The organism is Nostoc sp., assembly GCF_036916985.1.
Taxonomy (GTDB): Bacteria; Cyanobacteriota; Cyanobacteriia; order Cyanobacteriales; family Nostocaceae; genus Nostoc.
In genome coordinates this window covers 173,773-197,093 of the sequence record NZ_JBALFD010000044.1, presented here as the reverse complement: position 1 = coordinate 197,093, position 23,321 = coordinate 173,773, and the positions used below count along the sequence as shown (strand labels likewise).

General features: G+C 42.7%; 20 protein-coding genes and 1 tRNA gene. 9 read left to right on the top strand and 12 right to left on the bottom strand.

What is annotated here, in order from left to right; translation table 11 throughout:
• Positions 1-27: 27 nt before the first annotated feature.
• Together V7L07_RS16595 and V7L07_RS16590 are read right to left on the bottom strand one after the other, a co-directional pair.
• Positions 28-101: transfer RNA gene (locus V7L07_RS16595), tRNA-Pro, on the bottom strand.
• A 301-nt stretch (positions 102-402) separates the two neighbouring features.
• A complete protein-coding gene (locus V7L07_RS16590; RefSeq protein WP_335059560.1) occupies positions 403-954 on the bottom strand; it encodes a GNAT family N-acetyltransferase in 552 nt (183 codons plus the stop codon).
• A gap of 508 nt (positions 955-1,462) precedes the next feature.
• On the opposite strand from V7L07_RS16590, the gene V7L07_RS16585 reads away from it, so the two are divergent.
• Together V7L07_RS16585 and V7L07_RS16580 are read left to right on the top strand one after the other, a co-directional pair.
• Complete coding sequence (locus V7L07_RS16585) at positions 1,463-2,182, top strand: hypothetical protein (protein WP_086763971.1); 720 nt, start codon at positions 1,463-1,465, stop codon at positions 2,180-2,182.
• Between the two features lie 116 nt (positions 2,183-2,298).
• Positions 2,299-3,216, top strand: a complete 918-nt coding sequence (locus V7L07_RS16580) for an alpha/beta fold hydrolase (protein WP_335059558.1) — start codon at positions 2,299-2,301, stop codon at positions 3,214-3,216.
• Positions 3,217-3,258: 42 nt separating this feature from the next.
• Here V7L07_RS16580 and tsaD read toward each other — a convergent pair whose 3' ends face one another.
• On the bottom strand, positions 3,259-4,308 hold the full coding sequence (tsaD, locus tag V7L07_RS16575; protein ID WP_335059556.1) for a tRNA (adenosine(37)-N6)-threonylcarbamoyltransferase complex transferase subunit TsaD: 1,050 nt from the start codon (positions 4,306-4,308) through the stop codon (positions 3,259-3,261).
• 276 nt (positions 4,309-4,584) lie between these two features.
• On the opposite strand from tsaD, the gene V7L07_RS16570 reads away from it, so the two are divergent.
• From V7L07_RS16570 to V7L07_RS16560, 3 genes are all read left to right on the top strand, one after another.
• Entirely contained in the window at positions 4,585-5,079 is a 495-nt protein-coding gene (locus tag V7L07_RS16570; RefSeq protein ID WP_335059554.1) for a Photosystem I reaction center subunit III, read from the top strand.
• Positions 5,080-5,118: 39 nt separating this feature from the next.
• Positions 5,119-5,268: a photosystem I reaction center subunit IX gene (gene psaJ / locus V7L07_RS16565; RefSeq protein ID WP_179067568.1), complete on the top strand. Its 150-nt coding sequence runs from the start codon at positions 5,119-5,121 to the stop codon at positions 5,266-5,268.
• A gap of 276 nt (positions 5,269-5,544) precedes the next feature.
• A complete protein-coding gene (locus tag V7L07_RS16560; RefSeq protein WP_335059552.1) occupies positions 5,545-6,066 on the top strand; it encodes a photosystem I reaction center protein subunit XI in 522 nt (173 codons plus the stop codon).
• A 66-nt stretch (positions 6,067-6,132) separates the two neighbouring features.
• Here V7L07_RS16560 and gmk read toward each other — a convergent pair whose 3' ends face one another.
• The 5 genes from gmk to tyrS all read right to left on the bottom strand — a co-directional run bounded on the left by gmk (position 6,133) and on the right by tyrS (position 10,331).
• Positions 6,133-6,732, bottom strand: a complete 600-nt coding sequence (gmk, locus tag V7L07_RS16555; protein ID WP_292853755.1) for a guanylate kinase — start codon at positions 6,730-6,732, stop codon at positions 6,133-6,135.
• A gap of 301 nt (positions 6,733-7,033) precedes the next feature.
• Entirely contained in the window at positions 7,034-7,300 is a 267-nt protein-coding gene (remA, locus tag V7L07_RS16550; RefSeq protein WP_179067570.1) for an extracellular matrix/biofilm regulator RemA, read from the bottom strand.
• 350 nt (positions 7,301-7,650) lie between these two features.
• Entirely contained in the window at positions 7,651-8,367 is a 717-nt protein-coding gene (locus V7L07_RS16545; protein WP_335059551.1) for a hypothetical protein, read from the bottom strand.
• A complete protein-coding gene (gene pyrF / locus V7L07_RS16540) occupies positions 8,364-9,095 on the bottom strand; it encodes an orotidine-5'-phosphate decarboxylase (protein WP_335059549.1) in 732 nt (243 codons plus the stop codon). Before pyrF ends, V7L07_RS16545 begins: the two co-directional genes overlap by 4 nt.
• A 21-nt stretch (positions 9,096-9,116) precedes the next feature.
• On the bottom strand, positions 9,117-10,331 hold the full coding sequence (gene tyrS / locus V7L07_RS16535) for a tyrosine--tRNA ligase (protein ID WP_442936061.1): 1,215 nt from the start codon (positions 10,329-10,331) through the stop codon (positions 9,117-9,119).
• Positions 10,332-10,480: 149 nt separating this feature from the next.
• On the opposite strand from tyrS, the gene V7L07_RS16530 reads away from it, so the two are divergent.
• The gene (locus tag V7L07_RS16530) at positions 10,481-12,406 is read left to right on the top strand and encodes a transglycosylase domain-containing protein (RefSeq protein WP_335059547.1); all 1,926 of its coding nucleotides are present in this window, start codon (positions 10,481-10,483) and stop codon (positions 12,404-12,406) included.
• A gap of 69 nt (positions 12,407-12,475) precedes the next feature.
• On the opposite strand, the gene V7L07_RS16525 is transcribed toward V7L07_RS16530, so the two are convergent.
• Together V7L07_RS16525 and V7L07_RS16520 are read right to left on the bottom strand one after the other, a co-directional pair.
• Positions 12,476-12,799, bottom strand: coding sequence for a DUF1825 family protein (locus V7L07_RS16525; protein WP_179067573.1), 324 nt, complete (start codon positions 12,797-12,799; stop codon positions 12,476-12,478).
• Between the two features lie 126 nt (positions 12,800-12,925).
• Complete coding sequence (locus V7L07_RS16520) at positions 12,926-13,858, bottom strand: J domain-containing protein (protein WP_335059545.1); 933 nt, start codon at positions 13,856-13,858, stop codon at positions 12,926-12,928.
• A gap of 321 nt (positions 13,859-14,179) precedes the next feature.
• On the opposite strand from V7L07_RS16520, the gene V7L07_RS16515 reads away from it, so the two are divergent.
• Both V7L07_RS16515 and V7L07_RS16510 read left to right on the top strand, forming a co-directional pair.
• Entirely contained in the window at positions 14,180-14,554 is a 375-nt protein-coding gene (locus tag V7L07_RS16515) for an NINE protein (RefSeq protein ID WP_335059543.1), read from the top strand.
• 14 nt (positions 14,555-14,568) lie between these two features.
• The gene (locus V7L07_RS16510) at positions 14,569-15,102 is read left to right on the top strand and encodes a ComEA family DNA-binding protein (RefSeq protein ID WP_335059541.1); all 534 of its coding nucleotides are present in this window, start codon (positions 14,569-14,571) and stop codon (positions 15,100-15,102) included.
• Here the strand turns inward: V7L07_RS16510 and lepB are convergent.
• Positions 15,099-15,671 carry a signal peptidase I gene (gene lepB, locus V7L07_RS16505; RefSeq protein ID WP_335059539.1) on the bottom strand — a complete coding sequence of 191 codons (573 nt, stop codon included), beginning with the start codon at positions 15,669-15,671 and terminating at the stop codon, positions 15,099-15,101. The two genes, V7L07_RS16510 and lepB, sit on opposite strands and share 4 nt — an antisense overlap.
• Positions 15,672-16,774: 1,103 nt before the next feature.
• On the opposite strand from lepB, the gene V7L07_RS16500 reads away from it, so the two are divergent.
• Positions 16,775-17,686: a polysaccharide deacetylase family protein gene (locus V7L07_RS16500; protein WP_335059537.1), complete on the top strand. Its 912-nt coding sequence runs from the start codon at positions 16,775-16,777 to the stop codon at positions 17,684-17,686.
• A gap of 547 nt (positions 17,687-18,233) precedes the next feature.
• Here the strand turns inward: V7L07_RS16500 and gltB are convergent.
• Entirely contained in the window at positions 18,234-22,934 is a 4,701-nt protein-coding gene (gltB, locus tag V7L07_RS16495) for a glutamate synthase large subunit (RefSeq protein WP_335059535.1), read from the bottom strand.
• Positions 22,935-23,321 lie beyond the last annotated feature (387 nt).

Here is a 23,321-nt window from a genome sequence, read left to right as displayed (position 1 = left end):
ATATACTAATTAAATTTATTAATTCAATCGGGATGACAGGATTTGAACCTGCGGCATCCTGCTCCCAAAGCAGGCGCGCTACCAAGCTGCGCTACATCCCGGCTATGCTTATCTACTTTTTTGGTTTTGTATTAACTTAACCATCAAAGCGATCGCGCTTTCAAAAAGGCATTAATCTAATTATATCAGATGTTACGACTTATGCTTAATATTTTTTATATTCTGCCAAGACGAACTAAATTACATCTTTAACACTGATCAAGGTTTTTCCGCCGACTTAGTTTTACAAGATATATACTTGCTAGTTCGTCGGCTAAACCTTGTCAAACCAAACCAAAATAATAGATTTGTACTACTATACCTGATTTTATTGTGCTAATCGGGTTTTATTTGGATTGAGTGCTAGTGAGGATACCAGAACATACCTTTGATGCCTTCTGGATCAGCCATAAACCCCATAGTTCGGTAGAAATCTACAACATGGGGGTCGGCGAAGAGAGTGACATTACTAATTTCCTCACTTCTAAGTTTTTTGAGAACGTATTTCATCAGCGCCTTGCCCAATCCTTGACTTTGAAAGTCTGGGTGAACTACCACATCCCAAATAGTGGCATTAAAAGCGTGATCTGAAGTAGCACGGGCAAAACCAATGAGCCGCTTTTGGTTTCCTCTCACTTGCCACATTGAGGCGACGAGAAAACTATGCTCAATAGCTTTTTTTACTTTTCTTAGAGGACGACGTGACCAACCAACTGCATCACAGAGTTCTTCTAGCTCATACAGGTCAATGTCTCGTTCCGTACTAAAGACGATCCGAGCCTCCTTTGAAGAAGCTTCGCTAATGCCACTGGGGCTAGAGTTGCCCGCAGTTCCTGCTGTATGCTCTTCAAAGAGGTTTGTCCTAGTTGTCGCTACAGATTCAGGAGTACTAAACCAAGTTTTCCAAAAACCCATGCCAACGTGGTTCGGGTAGTATAACTGAATTGGTTTCCACTCTTAAGAGTGTTGATTCACGTTTAACATAGCTATCCCCATTGACTACCCCTTACACTCAAAGTTTTTCGGTTGCTTTCGGGATTTGCAATGGTAACAGCGAATTAGAGCGTGTTTCACACCAATCATTTTCAACTTTAGCATTTTGTTGTAAAGGGTAGGGAAAATTCATAAAAAGGGAAGGATATAAGTAATTCAAAATTCAAAATTCAAAATTCAAAATGGAAAAACCTAATCCTGACAATTGCTCGTATAGAGCTTAAATGCACGTTAGCTTAGGAGTGTATTGTATACAAAGGATTGGGTATGGAAGATTGGGTATGGAAGATTAGGGATTAGGGATTAGTTATTCTCCCTTGTCTCCCAGTCCTCACTCCCAAGTTCCAAGTCCCCAGTCCCCAGTCCCCAGTCCCCAACCCCCAACACCCAGTCCCCAGGTGACGAAAGCAAGCGAGTCTTACCCTTAACAATGGCTTCTGGTTTAAAATCTTCTACACTGGAACTCCTAAAGCGCTTTAACCGAGCGTTTCCCCAGTTTTATGAGCAATTCGTCAGTAGTGAAATTCAACTGCAAAATTTGCGGCTAGCCTACCGTCTCTATAAAACTAGACGCGCTGTGATTGAACTGAAACCGGAAGGTAGCAAAAGTGCCTTGCATTTTGCTTACCGCAACCAGTCTTTTCTCCTCAGCGATATTTTTGGTGTACTAGCAGCTTATGGTTTGACTATCCACGGTCTAAGTCTATACGGTCAGATCCGTCCGCCAATGTTAGTTTTTATCAAACTATTGGTGTCTCGTGGTAGTAAAGCCTTGACCGATAAAACCGCAGAAAATGTCTGTCGTGCCATTCGTGAGGCTTTAGGAGGTCGGTTTGAGGTAGAAGAGATGCTGGCAGTAGAATTCAATCTTGATACTGGTTTAGAGCAGGTACAAACTGAGTTTTATGTCGATCCGGTCTTTCATCTCCCGGCCCTAGTGATTGAAGCCGATAATCAACCAGGATTATTCTACAAAGTGATGTACGCCATCTGGCAAGAAGACCTTTTGGTAGTCAATGCCAATTTACTGGTTTGGCGCGGACGTACACGGCTAATTCTCTACTTGTTGGGGCCGAATGAAAGCCTCATTCCTGAATATCTAGGTCACAAGATTGCTGAAGGGGTACGACAGAGGTTGCTGGGTAAATGAAAAAAGTAAGTAGTTATGAGTTATGAGTTAAAAATTAATAACTTCTCACTCCTAACTTCTAACTCTCTTCCTATTCCGTATTTAGTCGCACTCGCCCTTAAGGGTACGATATAAGTATGGCAACTATCGAAATCTTGGGCGTTCCACACGCATACGAGCTAACGGCTCCCACTTCCTGCCCCCATGCTTTAGTATTTATCCACGGTTGGCTAAATAGCCGTGGATATTGGCAACCTGTGATTTCCCGCCTATCAGATGATTTGCAGTGCCTTTCCTATGATTTGCGGGGTTTTGGTGAATCGCAATCCCAGGTAAAAACCGATTTTAGTCGAACACAAACGTCTTTGAGCCTAACGCCCGTCTCCAGTAGTGCGGTTGGCTCACCAATGGAATCTCTTTATACTCCTGCTGCTTATGCTCAGGATTTAGCAGTTCTTCTGAAACAGCTAAATATCACCAGTGCTTGGCTAATTGGTCACTCATTGGGTGGAACGATCGCTCTTTGGGGAGCAGATCAAATACCTGAGTGTGTTAAGGGTGTGATCTGTATCAACGCTGGCGGTGGTATTTACCTCAAAGAAGCCTTTGAGCAGTTTCGCTCGGCGGGTCAGAAATTTTTGCAAATCCGTCCGCGCTGGCTGTCCCAAGTGCCTTTGATTGATTTGCTGTTTACCAGAGCTAGTGTAGTTCGTCCTTTGGAGCGCTTTTGGGCACGTCAGCGGGTAATTGATTTCGTCGTGGCTGACCCAGAGGCGGCTCTGGGAACTCTGTTAGATTCCACAACGGAAGAAGAAATCAATCGTTTACCTGAGCTAGTATCCCAACTGAAACAGCCGGTTTATTTTTTGGCTGGTGCGGAAGACAAGGTTATGGAACCCAAGTATGTGCGCCATTTAGCTAGCTTTCACAGACTGTTCCAATATTGTGGTGACAATGTTCTGGAAATTCCTAATTGCGGACACCTGGCTATGTTGGAACAGCCGGATGCTGTGGCTGATCGCATCCGGGCGATAGTCAACAGTTATAGGGTATAGGGTATAGGGCATTGGTAGTTACAAATAACAAATGACCAATGACTACTCAATAGGTTGATACAACTTCATCACCTGAGTGAGCGCTAACCTAGACTCAACGCCTAGTGTGAGGGGGGATGTATGACCACGGGATAGATGGTCAGCGGCGGCACAGCCAATCATGGCGGCGTTATCGGTACAGAATTTTAGAGGGGGGAATAGGACGCGTAGGTTGTGTTTAATGGCGGCGGCTTGGAGGTTTTTTCTTAAGCCGCTATTTGCTGCTACACCGCCACCAATGGCGATTGTGTCTAGACGATAGTCTAGGGCACAGGCGATCGCTCTTTTGGTTAGCGATCGCGCTACGGTATCCTGAAAGCTAGCTACTACATCTGCTACTGGTACTTGTCCACCATCTTTTTCTAACTGCTGCACTAAACGCAATACAGCCGTTTTTAACCCACTAAAACTCGTGTCATAACGATGAAACCCCCCGCCAGGTAGAGAAACTTTTCCTTCTGGTAAAGCAAAGGCTTGAGGATTCCCCTGTTGTGCCAACTTGTCAATCACTGGGCCACCGGGATAACCTAGCTTTAGCAATCGCGCCACTTTATCAAAGGCTTCACCCGCTGCATCATCACGAGTTTGTCCCAGGGTTTCGTATTTACCACAATCTTTGACATAAATCAAGCTTGTATGTCCGCCTGAAACCAGTAAGCTAAGGAAAGGGGGATTTAAAGTTGATTCGCTCAAGTAAGTTGCGTAAATGTGACCTTCGAGGTGATGAACTCCCAAAAATGGCTTGTTGTGTACCATCGCTAGGGTTTTGGCAGCAGTTAACCCCACCAATAACGCTCCTACAAGTCCAGGGGCGCAAGTGGCGGCAATAGCGTCAATTTGTCCCCAGTCTAGTTGGGCTTGCTCTAGGGCTTGTGCGATCGCAACATTTATCGTTTCCAAGTGCTGGCGAGACGCGACTTCTGGCACTACCCCACCATACTGCTGATGGACTGGAATTTGTGAGGCTACGATACTACTGCAAACTTTACGATTGTTAACAATTGCGACGGCTGTTTCATCACAACTGGTTTCTATTGCTAAAACGGTTGTCATTTCTTGAGTGCTGAGTCCTGAATCCTGAGTCCTGAATAGTGGAGAGAAAATCTTGCTTCTTTACTACCCTACAACAACAATTCTTATACTCAGCACTCGTTACTCAGCACTCAGCACTAATTTTGGTTGAGAAGCTTTAACTTTTATTTACTTAAACTTTACTCGGTTCCCACCCAAGAGTATGATGACTTCCTAGTTATGCAAATAAACAGACTGTACAAGCCGCTTCGTTTTGTACAAAAAACTTCTTGTTTTGTAATAAAAGGAAACAACTCTATGCGACGATTGTTTGCTTTGATGTTAGCGATTAGTCTTTGGTTCAACTTTGCTCCCCCAGCGCAGGCTTTAGGAGCTAATTTGACACCGTGCAAGGACAATCCCGCTTTCCAAGAGCTAGCAGCTAATGCCCGTAATACCACCGCTGACCCCCAATCAGGGAAAAAGCGGTTTGAACGTTATTCTCAGGCGTTGTGCGGCCCTGAAGGATACCCTCACTTGATTGTTGATGGTCGTCTAGATCATGCTGGTGACTTTTTGATCCCTAGCATTCTGTTTCTATATATTACTGGTTGGATTGGTTGGGTAGGTCGTGCCTATTTACAAGCAATCAAAAAGGAATCTGACACTGAACTAAAGGAAATCCAAATCGATCTTGGTTTGGCACTACCGATAATAGCGTCAGGCTTTGCTTGGCCAGCAGCAGCAGTCCAAGAATTTCTCTCTGGAAAATTAGCAGCCAAAGATTCAGAAATCCCCATTTCCCCACGCTAAATCAGCTTAACTAATTCATTCGTTTAGGAGACTAAATTCATGGCAGACAAAGGCGACCAATCATCTTATTTGATTAAATTCATTTCCACGGCACCTGTGGCAGCTACCATCTGGCTGACGATTACAGCAGGTATTTTGATTGAATTTAACCGCTTTTTCCCCGACCTCCTTTTTCACCCACTGTCATAAGTGTCTAATGGGATTTAGGACAGTTTAATGAATGTCTTGTTTTTTGCCTAATATTGTGTAGTTGATATATTCAGCTTCATTAGGTAGAATTATCACCAAAATAGGCGGCAAAAATAGTTTTTTGAAACTCGTGATACTGTTTACAGATCGCGAGTTTCACAGGTTTTAAACAAGCTAAATTAATTTTTCTAAACTTCCTAGTTAAAAGACATCTTTAGCTACAATTATTATTAATATAAAAATGCCACCATTTTAATTTAGAGGCGAACCTAAAATATGGCACAAGCAGTAGATGCATCAAAGAATCTCCCTGGCGATCCCAGAAATCGGGAAGTTGTTTTTCCCGCATTCGGCGATCCGCAGATTGGTAACCTAGAAACCCCGGTTAATTCTTCTCCCTTGATCAAGGGATTCATCAATAATTTACCTGCCTATCGTCCAGGTCTGACTCCTGCCAGACGTGGTTTAGAAGTTGGTCAAGCTCATGGTTACTGGCTATTTGGCCCCTTTGCCAAATTAGGCCCACTACGGGACACAGATAACGCTAACTTAGCTGGGTTACTGGCAGCCATCGGTCTGGTTGTTCTTCTGACCGGCGCTCTATCTCTGTATTCCAGTAGCAACCCTGGCAAAGCACTTCCTAGTGTTACCGTACCCAAGCCTCCAGCAGATGCTTTTAATTCTAAAGAAAGCTGGAATAACTTCGCCAGTTCTTTCTTGATTGGTGGTATTGGTGGTGCAGTAGTCGCTTACTTTTTGACTAGTAATTTGGCACTAATTCAAGGTCTATTTGGTTAATTATTAGGAGTTAGGAGTTAGGAGTTAGAAGTTTAAATTCAGAATTTCTAACTCTTAACTCCTAACTTATTTAAACAAAACCGCTTCAATATCATTTAGAGCAGTCTCAAAATCGTCATTAACGATTTGAATATCAAATTCACCTGCGGCTTGAATTTCTTCTTGGGCGCGGAGTAGACGACGGGCGATCGCTTCTTCAGAGTCTTGGGCACGAGAGCGTATCCGTTTTTCTAATTCATCGAAGGAAGGCGGTAATATAAAAATGCTGAAGCCACTGGGGAAGGAAGCACGAATTTGTCTTGCTCCTTCTAGTTCAATTTCTAGCACTACCAACTTACCAGAATTAATTTGGTTAAGTACAGCTTCACGGGGAGTGCCGTAATAGTTACCAGCAAATTCTGCCCATTCTAAAAATTCACCTTCCGCAACTAGTTGTTCAAACTTACTGCGGCTGATAAAGTAATAACTTTTGCCATCGATTTCTCCTGGACGGGGAGAACGAGTCGTCACGGATACAGAATAATAGAGTTCTGGATGACGTTGTAGGAGCGATCGCATTAAAGTCCCTTTACCAACCCCACTGGGGCCAGTTAAAACAATTAATCTGCCTAAATGTAAGCACTCTTCGGTAGTAGCACTATTCTGGATCGGTAAAACTGGCATCATCCCTTCAACCTGTGAATCAATCAATAGATATTATTCATTAGTCTTGTGTTCCTGGCCAAGTCCACTAGTGACTAAAGAATTTGTAGCAAGAGTGACAGAAAACTTGTCTAATTCATACATTACGTTGATACGGTGCGAATAGAAGTAGGATTGCTAATTTACTTGTTAGTAGTCTACCAAAGCAATAGGTATCAAAAAATTTGACAAAACAAAAAAACTTTTCCCTACTCCCTAGTAGAGACGCGATTAATCGCGTCTCTCCCCACCTTCACCAAGCAATTTTGGGTTGGTCGAGTACTAGTCAATTATCTACAGTTTGATGATCGCGGGAAATTACAAAGCGATTTGCTACCGTTTCTGGCTGAATCGCTGACAGTATTACGTGGTTGGAATCAGTGATAATTACAGCTCTAGTCCGACGACCGTAAGTTGCATCAATCAGTTGATTTTTGTCCCTTGCTTCGGTAATAATCCGCTTAATTGGGGCCGACTCTGGACTGACAATGGCAACTACTTTGTTGGCAGATACGATGTTACCAAAGCCGATGTTGATTAATTGAATGTCCATAAAAAAACTGACGCTAAACGCGGTTTGAGAAGCTTGAAATAAACTTATACTCATGTTATCGCCAAAAAACAGGAGTTACAACGCTTAAATTCAAGCAAGTCTTTGTTTTTAAATAATGTCTGTTTTTTTTAGCTATTTATTAGCTATTTTTGCTGAAAATCTTCCTAAAGATATAGGTGCAATTCTACTGATACAAGCTAGCTAGATGATGTACATTTATTTTGTTTTAAATAAGTATCTGACTCAGAAATTGATGACGATCAAAATTGATTAGAACAGTCTCGCTCTAACTTTATTAGCTCAGTACAATATCAGTGCAGTTCAATGTACATGACTCAACTGACATGAAGTTAAATTTTGTCTCCCATATTAACAGTACGCATTCTGCGTACACTTCCAGCTTGACAATCGCGCAACCAAGCTTTAATTCCTTGGGCAATAGTACCGTTACTACTATCGCGTGGTGGGGATAGTGGCTGCTTTTCAGGATGGGAACTAGTTTGAGAAAACATCATCACTAGTTGCCAACCACTTTTAGTTTTAGTCAACAACAACCAGTGGAATTGTTGCAATTCTAACGCTTTCTTTCCTATATACTGGCGCTCCAAGGTTGTAAAGAAAACTTGCTCAACTCCTGATGCAGAGCTTTTAGGTGCATTTGCACTATATTCTTCAAGGTTAAGGGGCAGAGGAGTAAACTCAGGTCTTCCTGCCACTAGCATATAACTGTAAATGTCACTGCTTCTACTGAGGCGACGGGCGCGTTGACTAGCGCGATTGGTATAACTAGGTAAATCTTGTAATAGCTGTATAGTTAATGTTTCTAAATTTTGCTCAGAACACAAAGACCTCTCGCCAGCGTTGACATTTTGCCTTTGTGCGATCGCAAAAGGTTTAGAGTTGAGGTTTATTGAGAATGCTGGGTAAGCAAGGCTGTTTGATACTAAAACCCAGAAGCTACAAGCTAAAAGCCAATTATAATTTTTCTGATTGAGCGAAGAGGCAAGATTGCTCTTGCCTACACCTTGCGCTATTTCTGGCAGTTTCTCACTGACTCTTCGATTCATGCCACCGTAGTTAACTCCTCAGAAATCCTCTTCCAAGCTAACTTAGGCTCAGTAGCAGCGGTGATGGGGCGACCAATCACGAGATAATCTGCACCAGCAATGATTGCTTGGGATGGAGTGAGCGATCGCTTTTGATCGCCTTGATCTGCCCAAATTGGTCTAACTCCCGGACAAACTAGCAAAAAGTCATCTCCACAAGTTTGTCGTAGCTGTGCCACCTCTTGGGGCGAACAAACTGCCCCATCCAAACCAGATTCTTGAGCCAGCAGTGCCATTTCTAGAGCATATTCTGGTAACTCTAGAGGTATTTTTAAATCAAATGCCAATTGTCTAGCAGAAATGCTCGTTAATAGGGTGACAGCAATTAACTTTGGTGGTTGTACACCTGCTTTTGCAGCCCCTTCCTGTGCCGCCTCAGTTGCCGCTTTCAGGGCATCTCTACCAGCAGTCGCATGAATCGTCAGTAAATCCACTCCGTATCTAGCTGCACTCCGGCAAGCACCAGCAACGGTATTGGGGATATCATCAAACTTTAAATCTAAGAAAATCCGCTTTTGCCGAGACTTCAGCACTTCCAGAATTTTCGGGCCAGTGCTAGTAAACAACTCTAAACCGACTTTCCACCAAACTACTTGCGGAAGTTCATCTATAAGAGCGATCGCACTTTCTACATCTGGCACATCCAAAGCTACAATCACTCGTTGTTCTGCCTGTTCCCCATTACCCATTCCCTACTCCCCATTCCCCATTCAAACTAAACGCACAAACTTATTTTTCCCAACTTGTAAAACTTTACCTTGTAACTGGGCGGGAGAATCGAAAGTGATATCAGCATCAGTGATGCGATCGCCATCTAAACGCACTCCACCTTCTTGGATTTTCCGCTTTCCTTCCCCCGTACTTTTGCACAAGCCAGTGACATTCAGAATATACGCTAACTTAGTAGGGAACTGCTGCACGCCAGAAGAAAGAGAGAATTCTGGAACTACACCTTCCTTGCCGCCACTTTGGGCTGCAACTTTTGCCTCTTGGGCTGCAGTTTCGCCGTGGTACTGCTTGACAACTTCATAAGCTAAGAGTGTTTGGCGATCGCGCGGATTTTCTGGCAGTTGATCCAAAGGTAAATCCGTCAACAGTTCAAAATACTGTGACAGCAGATGATCGGGAACTCCTTGTAACTTTTGGTACTTTTGTCCTGGGTGTTCTGCCAATCCGATATAATTACCTAAAGACTTGGACATTTTTTGCACCCCATCTGTGCCAATCAAAATTGGCAGCAGCATTCCAAATTGAGGCTTTTGACCAAAATGACGCTGCAAATCTCTACCTACAGCGATGTTAAATTTCTGATCAGTGCCACCTAATTCCACATCTGCCTCAACTGCAACCGAATCAAAACCTTGCATTAACGGGTACAGGAACTCATGGATAAAAATCGGATTCTCTTTTTTATAGCGATCGGCAAATCCTTCTTTCGCTAACATCTGCCCCACTGTCATCGTGGAGAGTAACTCCAAAATTTTCTCTAAGTTTAGTTCAGAGAGCCATTCGGAGTTATAGCGCACCTCTAACCTTCCTGGTGTGTCAAAATCCAAGATAGGACGTACTTGGTCAAGATAAGTCTGAGCATTTTGTGCGACATCTGCTTCTGTAAGCTGACGACGTACTTCAGATTTACCAGTTGGATCGCCAATACGCGCTGTAAAATCGCCAATAATTAGAACTGCTGTATGTCCTGCATCTTGAAATCCTCGCAGTTTTCGTACTGGTATGCTATGACCAAGATGAATATCAGTACCAGTAGGGTCAATCCCTAATTTGACCCTCAAAGGTTGGTTTGTAGTTAGTAATAGCCTTTCTAGACTTTCGCTGTTAACATCAACTGATTGTGGGAAAACTTCTACTACACCACGACGCAGCCAAGAAAAATCTTGCTCTTTTCTAAGAGATTCACTACTAGTTATGCTTTCTACTCTAGAAGTTAAGTTGGTTATATCCACTGGCAATTTATCCACTTTCTCATCCGCCAAACTACTATAATTGCAAAAAACTAACCGCCTTGCTTCACCCAATCAATTACAGTTCAATTTACAAGTGAGGAAGTGAAATAGCCGTGTCATCGTCTAGTGCTTTGGGAGATAAAAAGCCACAGGATCGGGCTTCATCAGGTTTTGAGTTTTTGAAAGGAGTCGGTCAGGTAACTGGCGGTACTCTCCTTTCAATCACCATGCTGGCAAGTTCCATTGTAGCCGGAGGACTAGTTGGTTTAGCCATCAGTTTCCGTAATTTGCCAGATGTAAGACAGCTACGTAACTTCTTTCCCTCGGAAACGACTTATATTTATGACGTTAAGGGCAAACTCTTAACGAGTATCCACGGTGAAGCCAACCGTGAAGTCGTACCTCTAGATAGAATTTCCCCAAATTTAAAACGGGCCGTGTTGGCAAGTGAAGATAGCCACTTTTACGATCACCACGGTATTAACCCCGTCGGCGTGGGACGTGCTGTGGTAGTTAATGCTGTAGCAGGTGGAGTCAAAGAGGGTGGCTCTACTGTTACTATGCAATTGGTAAAAAATCTGTTTTTGTCTCGTAAGCGTGCTTTTACCCGCAAGTTAGCAGAAGCTGTGCTAGCAATCCGGTTAGAGCAAATTCTCAATAAAGACCAAATATTAGAAATGTACCTCAATCAAGTTTATTGGGGTCATAACAATTATGGTGTACAAACGGCAGCCCGCAGTTATTTTAATAAGTCATCAGAATATTTAAGCTTGGGTGAATCGGCAATGATGGCGGGTTTAATCCAAGCACCAGAAGAATTCAGCCCGTTTGTGAGCATGAAGCTGGCAAAACAGAAACAAAAAGAAGTGCTGGGACGGATGCTGGAATTGAACTGGATCAGCCAGTCAGACTATGATGATGCCCTCAAGCAAGAAATCAAACTTGGGAGAATTAAATCCTTTCAAGGTAGTGCCCTGCCTTATGTAACCAATACTGTAGCGCAGGAGTTAGCTAAGAAGTTTGGGCGTGAGACACTGCTCAAAGGCGGGATGCGGGTGCAAACTACAGTTGATGCCGACTTCCAAATCATGGCAGAAGAAACTGTTACGAAGTGGCATAAAACACTTTTAGAGCAGGGATTATCTAAGAATCAAATGGCCCTGGTGGCAGTTGATCCACGCACGCATTTTATCAAAGCATTGGTGGGCGGTATAGATCCTAAGACCAGTGAATTTAATCGTGCAACTCAAGCTCAACGGCAGCCCGGATCTTCTTTTAAACCGTTTGTATATTATACTGCTTTCGCTAGTGGTAAATATGCGCCAGATTCAACGGTGGAAGATTCTCCAGTCAGCTATCGAGATGGTAACGGTTGGTACTCTCCGAGGAATTATGATAATACTTTTAGAGGATCAATGCCAATCCGCACAGCTTTAGCCCAATCACGAAATATTCCTGTAATCAAGGTTGGTAAGGCTGTGGGGATGAATAGAGTGATCGAAACCTGTCGTACCTTGGGTATTACGAGTCCGATGGAACCTGTGACTTCCTTGCCACTTGGGGCAATTGGTGTCACCCCTCTGGAAATGGCTAGTGCTTATGCTACCTTCGCTAACTATGGTTGGCAATCTCCACCAACTGTAATTGCCCGTGTCACTGATAGTAGTGGTAATGTGTTGCTAGATAACACCCCTAAACCGCAGCTAGTTCTCGATCCTTGGGCATCAGCAGCGATTTTAGATGTGATGCAATCGGTAATCAATGAAGGTACTGGTAAAGGTGCTGCGATCGGCCGCCCAGCCGCAGGGAAGACAGGAACAACATCATCAGAAAAGGATATTTGGTTTGTAGGCACTGTGCCACAGTTAACAACTGCTGTCTGGGTAGGAAGAGACGACAACAGACAATTAGCTGACCATGCAACAGGCGGTGTTATGGTCGCTCCCATTTGGAAAGATTTTATGGAGAAAGCACTTAAGAACGTACCCGTAGAAAAATTCAAACCACCTTCGCAGTTTTCTCGCCCCAAGTCACAATAATTTTGGATTTTAGATAGCATCTTGGATTTTGGATTGACAATTAATCCAAAATCTAAAATCTAAAATTGACTAGGTTTGTTTTTCTAGCTCGGCTTTCATCCGTTCTAAAGTGAGGTGCATTTGGTCAAACATTTGTTGCGGGGTTACACCAAACTGACCTAATTGTGTTTTTAGCTGTTCTACTGTCATTTGCGCCATGAAATCTTCTGATAACTCGAAGCGCTTCATAAAGATGCGGTATCGATCCATCATGGTTTCCATTTGCTCAATAAACAGCTTTTTGCCTTCGCGGTCAAATTTGCCGTAGCCGTTGCCAAGCTTGATCAGCGCTTGATAATCCTCAAACAGCTGTTTTGCTTCTTGCTGAACTATCTCAGAATCGAAGAATCCCATATTGCTTATATTAAACTGAGTGCCCAGACTCAGCAGCTTAATAGTTTTACTTCTATTTATTATTTTACTCTAGGAGAGTAATCTAGTCACGAAGCTTCGGTTTTAGTACGGTTTGTTACCGAAATTTCAACACTTGACTTGAGAAGGTTTCCCATTACTAAATCGACTTAATAAAGCTGCAATACTCAGAGCTTTTGCCATTGATTTCGGATTGGTGTTTTCACCTGGTTGAATTTTCAGTCCGGGAGCGTATTTCAGAGCTAGTGAATCTTGCGGGTTAAGTTTTAATGCTTGCCGGATGTAAACCCTGGCCATACCGATAAATTTCTGTTTTAGATGTACCAAACCTAATAAGGCATAATAGTTGCTGTTGTTTGGCTCTAACTTGATGGCATCGCGCAGTTCTTGCACGGCTAGAGGCCAGTTGGCTAGCCTGACGTACTCAATAGCTCGCTGGTAGTGACGTTGAGCGTAGTTTGTCAAAATTGGTTGGACATTAGTTTTTTCATCTAATGTCAATTCAACTGGCTTGATTTCTACTTGAGGGATGATGCGAACAGCTTTTGGTGGTAAGAACAGGTCAGGTTTATGCAATTGTAAGTAAACTAAATTCAGTATGCTAATTTGTTGTGTAACTTGATAAAACTGATGGAGTGATTTGTATTGAGCTTCTGCGTAGGAGGCGATCGCTTCTTCGTAAAACAATTGTGCTTGAGGTGGAGACATTTCCCTAATTTCATCAGCTATGGCATTTTGGGCACACAAAGCTTGCTGTTGTAGCACTCTTGTGTCCGATCGCAGCATAGCTATGGCAATCAAGCGCTTGTGTCGATGTTTGAGTTGTTCATAAGCTGGATTGATTAAATAGCTAAGTATTGCCGTTGCTAATTGTTGGTCTGGATTGCAGCTTTTGGCATAGCGATCGGGATGTAGCAGCTTTGCTAAAGTGTGATAGCGTTTAAAAATCTGGCGATCGTCAGCACTGACAGAAATTCCTAGCACAGCGTAAGGATCGTAAAGCTGTTCAAGCCATTTTGGTGGTAGGAAAATCTGTGACATCGTAGTAATCGATCCGTTGAAAACTTAAAATTAGCATCAAAGCTCAATGCACAGTCATGTGAAACTTACTCAAATTTCTTTAAATTGGGGAATGGGGACTGGGGATTGGGAAGATTTAGTTTGGGATGAATTGTTTCTGCGCCTTTTGAACGAAAACGACTCATGATACAAGCCCCTAAATTTATTTATGAGGATCATTAATTTTGAATTTTGAATTTTGAATTCGGAGCGTTCGCCCTTGGCGTCTCGTAGAGAAGCGACGTGACTGTCTGATTGTAGAAACTATGGTGTTGGTAGATTTATTAGAAATATGTTGTAAATATGTTGACTAAGCGCAAAAGCCGAAGTGTCGCTGCTGTTTTAGCTTTTTCTGGTACGCTGACAATTTCAGGATTACATAAATTCTATCTGGGACAGCCTTTGTGGGGTGTTTTGTATGTGTTGCTTTCCTGGACGCCTATCCCCAAGGTAGCCAGTGCGATTGAGGGAGTTTGGTATTTAGCTCAAGACGAAGAAGCTTTTGATCGCAATTTTAATCTCGGTAAGTCAGCAGCAAGGAACTCACAAAAGGTGATTAGTCAGGTAGGAGCGATCGCTGATGCAATGCGGGAATTAGATGCTCTGCGCCAGGATGGACTGATTTCTGAGTATGAATTTGAGCAAAAGCGCCGCCAATTGCTAGACCAGATTTCTTGAGGTGAGTGACAATCATGAATAACTGGCTACCTTTAAACTCCAGGCTGCAAAAACTCCGCGCCAAGCTGCTCAACGATCCCTACTATCGCTTACAATCTGGGGAGGAAATTCAGATAGCTGCCAAATTGGGTATTCGCATTGATGCTAATCAAGCGACTGTAGATGATTGGTTACGCTTACCAGGGTTGTCAATTCACCAAGCGCGATCGCTTGTAGAACTTTCACGTTCTGGTGTTAAATTTTACTGTATTGAAGATATTGCTGCGGCTTTGGGTATGCCAGCGCCGCGCCTGGAGCCATTAAAGCCTCTGCTAAATTTTATTTACTATGACCACGAATCTTTAGAAAGCCCTACCCATTTAGTTAACCCGAACACCGCAACCGTTGAAAAATTAGCACAAATTCCATTTATAGATTTATCTCTGGCGCAAGCTGTAGTGAAAAATCGGCAATCAGCCGGGCTTTATCGTAACCTGGCTGATTTCCAACGACGGTTAGAGTTAACTGGTGATGCGATCGCTCAGTTGATGTATTATTTAACGTTTTAGATAAACCCAATGCGATCGAGAGGCCAAAAGCGAAATGCTGCCCGACCGATAACATTTTTTCTGGGTAAAAAGCCCCAATAGCGAGAGTCATTACTATCGTTGCGGTTATCTCCCATGACAAAAAATTCATTTTCTGGGACTTTCACTGGCCGATATGGCTGATTTGGGGGTTCAGCGATGTAGTCTTCTGCCAAGGCTTGACCGTTGAGGTAGACTTTGCCAGAATCAACACTGATTACCTTACCAGGTTCGCCAATAACCCGCTTGATGAAGGCTTGGTCTTTGGGATATCCTCGACGTTGTAGTTCTGCGGGTGGCTGAAAAACAATAATATCCCCAGTTATGGGAGGGTGAAAATGGTAGGAGATTTTTTCAACTACCAAGCGATCGCCTGTATGTAAGGTAGGCAACATCGAGTCAGAAGGTATATAGCGGGGTTCAGCGATAAAAGTCCTGATTAAGAATGCCAAACACAGTGCGATCACAATTAAAATCAGATTTTCTTGCGAACTACGCCATACTTTTAACGATGCACGTTCTTCTTTTGCATCACTTTCATGAGGAACCATACAAATTTCTAGCCACTTTCAGAAGTTAGACAAATACCTTGATTATTGTGACTCAAAAGGTATATGTAAGAGGAAAACTGGGTTTAGAGTCAAATTATACAAGTATTAAATACTACACTTATCGCATCTACTGGAGATCAGCAAAAATATTTGTCAAAAACTATGACCTGTCTAAGAAAATATAAGCTAATAATTAGGATTGCTAAATAGATGATTAAAAATCCTAATTCTAATTGATGTAATTATAAGGCAAGTTATGAAGCGAAACTGAGTTGCAAGAAAATATATTTTATTTTTATATTGTTAAGTTATATTACATAAAATCAATCAAGACTTAAATGTACTTTTAAATACAAGAATCTAGTTAAACAAAATATCATTAGTAAAAAATATTACATACAAATCTAGATTTAAATGCTTTTATAGTTATAAATGCCATACCAATTACGATTTTAAAAATTGCTTATATATATGCGATTAAATTCCGTAATTATACGGTGACAGTGCATATTAAACTGTACTATTAATTAAGATATAAATATCCTTAAATTATCGAGAAAAACATTAACAGACAGAAAGCTACTAGCAATTTCGGCTAAAGTATCAGCATCTATAAAGATAACTAAGCTGCTGATAGAATTATTTTTGCTGAATGAGTTAAAAGTATTTAGATTAACGAATAAGTGCCCCTTGGCAATGAGAAACTATATTGAATCAATTTTCGTCTGCCTATTTCATAGAAAGTACAAGGGAAATTCTGTCAGTTGAAAACTTAACTTTTTCTTAAAAAGGAAGCAATGGCAGCAGGCAGTAGAATATATCCTATCAAGAATAGAACTAATAGTTGACTAAACTCTTTTTTGAAAGATACTCCACCCCTTGTAAGTAGTTTTGTATGTTAATCGAATAACTCACTAAGTTGTAAATTATACAGCTTATGGGTGAGAAAGTCTGGCTATTTTCTCGATTCTAAATTTCCGTTAGTCCCAATTCCAATTTTCGGGATTACCAGAAAGCAATTGTATCTAAAAATGTCTAAAAAATCTGCTATGACGTACCGTCATAACCGTGGTTGATGGTTCGATCTTTGAAGGAGCTATGAGGTGGAAAATAATAAGTCGTTTCTGTGGCCAGAAGGAATATTAATTGCGTTGCTTGCCTTAGGTGGTGTTTTTAGTCTTGCTTTTATGATGCTTCTAAGACCAAATGCTTCAGAGGCTCAGAGTAGACAAAGTATAAATATCAAAGATGTAACTGCAAACGTAGGAACTCAGCAGCGCATTGAGAAATTAAAAGCGGCGATGCTTACAAGTTGGCAGCAACAAGCACAAACAAAGGGTCTAGCTTACCCTATACCATTAAGCTTTCAAGGGGCAACAATTGAGTCTGCAAAACTCACTCAAGGCGAGAAGGTGATTGCTCTCACATTTGATGATGGCCCTTGGCCTGAAACTACAGAGCAAATATTAGATATCCTGAAATCAAATAATATCAAAGGAACGTTTTTTGTCGTCGGGCAGAATTTAAAAAATTTTCCAGAGATAGGAAAGCAGATTGTCGCTCAAGGTCACGTCATTGCCAATCATACTTGGCATCACTGGTATCACTTCTTTAATCAACAAGCAGCAGCTTTTGAAATAGACCGCACAACAGACCTAATTTATCAAGTTACAGGTGCTAAAACAAATCTCTTCCGACCACCAGGTGGCAACCTGCACAATGGATTAGCTGCTTATGCTAAAGGTCAAAAGTATACTGTGGTAATGTGGTCGGCTGACTCTACAGACTATAAGTTACCAGCTGTACCAAAGTTGATAAATAACGTAATTAAAGATTCAAAACCTGGTGGAATTGTGCTGATGCATGATGGTGGCGGGAACCGTTCTAGAACTGTGCAAGCTTTACCAGAAATTATTAGCAACTTTAGAAAGCAAGGCTATCGTTTTGTCACTATTCCAGAACTTTTAGAAATTCAGGATAAAGAGCAAAAGTTACTTGCTAACAAAAAGCAATAATTATTAATTATAGTTAACTAGTCAATAGTAATTGGCTAAAAACTAAAATTATATTTATTTTTTGGTTAAAATACTTATTTCTGAATCAGTTAGTAAAGATATAGCATTTCCCGATCTAGTGAGGTACACCCGTAGGGGCACGGCAGTGCCCATTGGTGTCAACTTAAGCTGGAAATAGCTTAACTATTGGCTTCCATGCCCGCCCAGAAATAAATTTTCGGGCTAATAGGCTTAAGTCCACTGAAGTAGACTGGAGATTTCTGGCGATATTTAGTCATCTTCAGATGACTTTAGCTATGAGACGGGAATTTCAATTTCCGGCGGACAAGCGGTTTCGCGTTAAGCTGACACTAATGGGCAGTGCCCGTTGGTGTCAACTTCAGTTGAAACTCCTTTAAACCCTCGTTTCCAGCCTGCGGCTGGAAATGCTGCTCTTGGAGGCTCTGCCGCCAGCAAGAGAGGCGGAGCCTCAACAACGGGCATTCCCAGTCGGAGACTGGGAACGAGGCAATCTAAAAGCTGTTTCTACGAATCACATTAAACTCACTTAATGACTACTAGTCACTAAACTGAACTCAGTTGTTGTCTTTTCAGGATTAGCTTCTGGACTATCAGCTTCGGAAGGTGGAACCAATTGCCAGAATTTCGGCAAAAATTCTTGCCAGTTTTGCAGAATTTTCTTAGCCTTTGGTGAACCAGTTCGTTCCGCATGAGTTTGGATTAACTCTTGCAGTTGTTTGGCACCTACTTCTGTAATCACCCGCTGAATTTTGACAATTTCTGGGTTGACTAACTCACGAAATGAGTCGTCTTCATCCAAGAAATATGCCAGTCCACCAGTCATGCCAGCGGCTACGTTACGTCCTACTTTACCAAGGACGACAATCACACCACCCGTCATGTATTCACAGCAGTGATCCCCAGCGCCTTCAATTACTGCTATGCCTTTGGAGTTTCTTACAGCAAAGCGCTCTCCTGCTAAACCATTGGCAAATAACACGCCTCCAGTAGCACCATAGAGACAGGTATTGCCAACTATCACGTTTTGTGATGGGTTATAGGTGGCAGCAGTTGGAGGTTTGATGATGATTTCACCACCATGCATCCCTTTACCTACGTAGTCGTTTGCTTCTCCTTCTAGGCTCAGAATTATACCGGGGAGATTAAAAGCACCAAAGCTTTGCCCAACACTACCTGTGAAGTTGAGATTAATTTGTCCTTCAAAGCCGCTATCACCGTATTGAGAAGCGATCGCACCTGCTAATCTTGTGCCTACTGTTCTATCAGTATTGACAATCGGGTAAGTCTTAGTAACAGTAGACTGATCCCTAATGGCAGCCTGAATTTCAGCATCGGCAAGAAACTTGTCATCTAAAACCACGCCGTTGCTGTGGACTTCTTCATGCACCAACCAGCTACGATTGTCTTTGCTATTTGGTAACTGAAGTAAACAGTCGAGATTCAGCGATCGCGTTTTGGTGAGTTTTGCTTCTGGGCGCAGTTTCAACAAATCTGCACGCCCAATGATTTCTGATAAAGAACGGTAGCCAAGTCGGGCTAGCAAACTCCGCACTTCTTCGGCTATGAAGTAGAAGAAGTTGACAACTTGTTCTGGTATTCCTGTAAACCGCTTACGGAGTTCTTCTTTCTGGGTAGCAACACCCTTAGGGCAGGTATTCAGGTGGCAAACTCGCGCCATGATACAGCCTTCAGCAATCATAGCGACGGAGCCGAAACCAAATTCTTCACCGCCCATCAATGCACCTATTACCACATCCCAGCCACTCTTAAGTCCGCCATCTACGCGTAAGATCACGCGATCGCGCAGGCTATTTTCCATCAAGACGCGATGCACTTCACTTAAGCCGAGTTCCCACGGTGAGCCAGCGTGTTTAATAGAACTAAGTGGCGATGCACCTGTACCACCATCATGACCGGAAACCTGAATGATATCAGCGTTGGCCTTAGCTACACCAGCTGCGATCGTGCCAATGCCAACTTCTGATACTAGCTTCACTGACACCTTTGCTTTGGGATTAATTTGGTGCAGATCAAAAATCAGTTGCGCTAGGTCTTCAATTGAATAGATATCGTGGTGTGGTGGTGGCGATATCAGCGTTACACCTGGCTTGGAGCGCCTTAACATCGCAATGTATTGGCTCACCTTTGGCCCTGGTAGTTGTCCACCTTCCCCAGGTTTAGCACCTTGGGCAATTTTGATTTCAATTTGTTTGGCGTTAACTAGGTACTCTGGCGTAACACCAAAGCGTCCTGATGCAACTTGTTTAATGGCACTATAAGCTCGATCGCCATTCCGCAATCCTTTTAAATGAGGTAGGGTTGGCGAGTGACCAGACTCGTCTACATCATCTAAAACTGTATAGCGTACTGGATCTTCGCCGCCTTCTCCAGAATTGGATTTACCACCGATGCGGTTCATGGCGATCGCTAAGGTTTCATGGGCTTCTCTTGACAAAGCGCCTAAAGACATGCCTCCGGTGCAGAAGCGTTTGACTATTTCATATACTGATTCCACTTCTTCTAGAGGAACCGAAGGGCGATCGTCTTGGAAGTCCAGTAAATCCCGCAAGGCTGTTACTGGTCTACCTTGGAGGTGCTTTTTGTAAACTTCGTAGTGGTTGTAGTCGTTGCCATCTAGAGCTTTATGCAGCGCCTTCACCATTTCTGGGTTATTGCTATGGTATTCGCCACCAGGACGGTATTGCACAAAGCCCAGGTTTTCTAACTTATTGGTCGTCAGTTCTGGGAAAGCCTGGCTATGGAAGGAAAGCACTTCATCAGCGAGTTCACTTACACTCAAACCACCGATGCGGGAAGTCGTACCACGGAATCCCAATTCGATTAAATCTCCACCGATGCCAATAGCTTCAAAGATTTGGGCTGCTTGATAGCTGGAGAGCAGAGAAATTCCCATTTTGGAGAGAATTTTGAGTAAACCTGACTCTACTGCTTTGCGATAGTTTCCTAAAGATTCTTTTAGGGTAAGGGTGGGAATTTTTTGCACACCCATTAACTTTTGAGTTTTGGGATCAGACCACCAATCACGCACCGTATCTAAAGCCATATACGGGCAAACTGCACCAGCACCATAGCCAATCAGACAAGCAAAGTGATGGGTACTCCAGCATTGAGCAGTATTGACAATCAGGGATGTTTTCATCCGCAACCCTTCCCGAATCAGGTGGTGATGCACTGCACCCACTGCTAATAAGGGAGGAATGTAGGTATATTCTGTGTTGATACTGTCATTGACACTATCGCTTAATATTAAAATCTTTGCACCTGCTCGGACTGACTCAGCTGCTTGTGCTTGTAAAGATTGCACAGCAGCTTTCAATCCTTCTGGGCCATTGGCGATCGCAAATAGGGTTGATAACTCAGCCGTAGCAAATCCTGACAGCTTTATTGCCTCTAGTTCATCATCAGTCAACACTGGCGATTCAAGTTTCAATCTCCGGGCATATTCTGGCTTGGGTTCTAATAAGTTACCCCGTTCACCTAGTTCGACTTTCAGAGACATGACTAGCTTTTCCCGCAGGGGATCGATCGCGGGGTTAGTCACCTGAGCAAAGCGCTGTTTAAAATAGTCATAAAGCAGGTGAGGCTTTGCTGACAGCACCGCTAAAGGAATATCATCACCCATGCAGAAAGTTGGTTCCGAACCTGCGATCGCCATTGGATGAATCACCATTTCCACATCTTCTATGGTGTAGCCAAAGGCAGTTTGACGCTGAAGTAAGGTTTGCTTGTCAATTTTGTTAGTTGTACTATGCCCGTTACCATTCTCAGCAGCCAGATGTCCATTTCCATTTCCATTTGACGACTGACTACTGACAATTTCTTTGAGTTCTTGACGGTGTTGTTGCAGCCATTCTCCATAAGGGTGCTGCTTGGCGATGCGCCCCTTTATATCCCAATTCTTCAGCACTTCCTGATTTTCTAAATCCACAGCAATCATTTGCCCTGGGCCGAGTCTACCTTTCTCGACAATATCGGCTTCTGGGAAGTCCACGACACCAGCTTCCGAAGCTACAACAATGTAATCATCTTTGGTGATCAAGTAACGAGCGGGTCTTAAACCATTACGATCTAGAGTTGCACCAACTTTTTTACCATCGCTGAATACTAAAAGTGCTGGCCCGTCCCACGCTTCTTGCAGACCACTGTAATATTCATAAAAATCAACAATTTCTGGATATTCACGTAAAGAAGGCTGATTTTGGTAAGCCTCTGGAACCATAATCATTAAAGCTTCCAAGGGGGTGCGTCCAGAGCAAACCAGCAATTCTACTACGTTATCTAGGGTAGCTGAATCGCTGTTATCAATATGAACTAGTGGCTTGAGTTCCTGGATGCGATTATTCCACACTGGATGATTCAGGCTAGCTTCTCGCGCCATCATCCAGTTGATGTTACCCAATAAGGTATTGATTTCGCCGTTGTGACCTAAAAGCCGCATCGGTTGGGCTAGGGGCCACTTGGGCATCGTATTGGTACTAAAGCGGCGATGATAGACAGCAAAGGCACTTTTGTAAGCTGGATTTTTTAAATCTTCATAAAAGTTGCCCAAAACGGCAGAACGCACCATGCCTTTGTAGACAATTGTCCGGTTTGATAACGAGCAGATATAAAATTCTTCTGAAATTTTGGTTGCAATTTTACTAATTCGGCGGCGGGTAATATACAACTGCCGTTCCAATTCATCGCCGCTTTTGTCAACAGAAGCTAACAAAACTTGTTCAATTTGGGGTTGATTTTCTCTTGCTTGTACCCCTAGTAAATCAGATTGCACTGGCACTACTCGCCAACCCAATACAATCAATTTTTCTTCAGCAGCTACTTGCTCAACAGTCGCCCTAGCTTTTTGTGCTGCTTCTTGGTCTTGTGGGAGAAATATCATCCCCACAGCTATATTATCGGTGGATGGAAATTCCTTCCCTCTTTGGGCAAAGTCTTGTTGGAACAACTCCCAAGGTATTGCTGTCAATACTCCTGCACCATCACCAGAGTCTCGATCGGCGCTACAACCTCCCCGATGTTCTAAGCAGGTTAAAGCAGCTAAAGCTTTTTTGACAATTTCGTGGCTGGTATGATTCTGACGATGAGCAATAAAACCTACACCACAGGCATCTCGTTCCTCTACTAACCACTTTTGCCCCTGATAGGTATTTCTTGAGTTGATATCCGCTGTGATTTTCTGGTCTTGATTCATCGGTTGATTATTCATACCCTGTTCCTGAAGTATTGAGTTACCAATTTTGCCACTACTTACGGGAAAAATTTTCTAAATTCCGCGATGGAGAAATATATTAAGCACCGAAATTTAGGGAAAAAAAATTTTAACTTCGGTTTTACTTTCGTCGTTCACCCGTGTTAAAATAGTTGCGTATTCTTTATGTATTTATGCGGTGTTAGACAAGTTACTTCTGCCAAGACATTATTTTCGCCCTGACAGTTCCTTTTTTATATTGTGAAGCTAAGTATTTTCTCAATCCCCTCTTTCCATATACAGGCTAGTTACTCATAGAGCCTATTTCGGCTCAAAACTAAAATTGAAGGCTGTACTATGTTTTAAAGCCGAAATCATCCTGATCCAGCAATAAAATCAGCGTAT

Coding starts and splice junctions, on each gene's coding strand:
- remA (WP_179067570.1), bottom strand. CDS start 7,300: ATGGACATTCAATTAATCAACATCGGCTTTGGTAACATCGTATCTGCC.
- lepB (WP_335059539.1), bottom strand. CDS start 15,671: ATGGTTCCTCATGAAAGTGATGCAAAAGAAGAACGTGCATCGTTAAAA.
- V7L07_RS16560 (WP_335059552.1), top strand. CDS start 5,545: ATGGCACAAGCAGTAGATGCATCAAAGAATCTCCCTGGCGATCCCAGA.
- V7L07_RS16590 (WP_335059560.1), bottom strand. CDS start 954: ATGGGTTTTTGGAAAACTTGGTTTAGTACTCCTGAATCTGTAGCGACA.
- gltB (WP_335059535.1), bottom strand. CDS start 22,934: ATGAATAATCAACCGATGAATCAAGACCAGAAAATCACAGCGGATATC.
- V7L07_RS16585 (WP_086763971.1), top strand. CDS start 1,463: ATGGCTTCTGGTTTAAAATCTTCTACACTGGAACTCCTAAAGCGCTTT.
- psaJ (WP_179067568.1), top strand. CDS start 5,119: ATGGCAGACAAAGGCGACCAATCATCTTATTTGATTAAATTCATTTCC.
- gmk (WP_292853755.1), bottom strand. CDS start 6,732: ATGATGCCAGTTTTACCGATCCAGAATAGTGCTACTACCGAAGAGTGC.
- V7L07_RS16545 (WP_335059551.1), bottom strand. CDS start 8,367: ATGAATCGAAGAGTCAGTGAGAAACTGCCAGAAATAGCGCAAGGTGTA.
- V7L07_RS16580 (WP_335059558.1), top strand. CDS start 2,299: ATGGCAACTATCGAAATCTTGGGCGTTCCACACGCATACGAGCTAACG.
- V7L07_RS16515 (WP_335059543.1), top strand. CDS start 14,180: ATGTTGACTAAGCGCAAAAGCCGAAGTGTCGCTGCTGTTTTAGCTTTT.
- V7L07_RS16525 (WP_179067573.1), bottom strand. CDS start 12,799: ATGGGATTCTTCGATTCTGAGATAGTTCAGCAAGAAGCAAAACAGCTG.
- V7L07_RS16570 (WP_335059554.1), top strand. CDS start 4,585: ATGCGACGATTGTTTGCTTTGATGTTAGCGATTAGTCTTTGGTTCAAC.
- V7L07_RS16520 (WP_335059545.1), bottom strand. CDS start 13,858: ATGTCACAGATTTTCCTACCACCAAAATGGCTTGAACAGCTTTACGAT.
- pyrF (WP_335059549.1), bottom strand. CDS start 9,095: ATGGGTAATGGGGAACAGGCAGAACAACGAGTGATTGTAGCTTTGGAT.
- V7L07_RS16510 (WP_335059541.1), top strand. CDS start 14,569: ATGAATAACTGGCTACCTTTAAACTCCAGGCTGCAAAAACTCCGCGCC.
- tsaD (WP_335059556.1), bottom strand. CDS start 4,308: ATGACAACCGTTTTAGCAATAGAAACCAGTTGTGATGAAACAGCCGTC.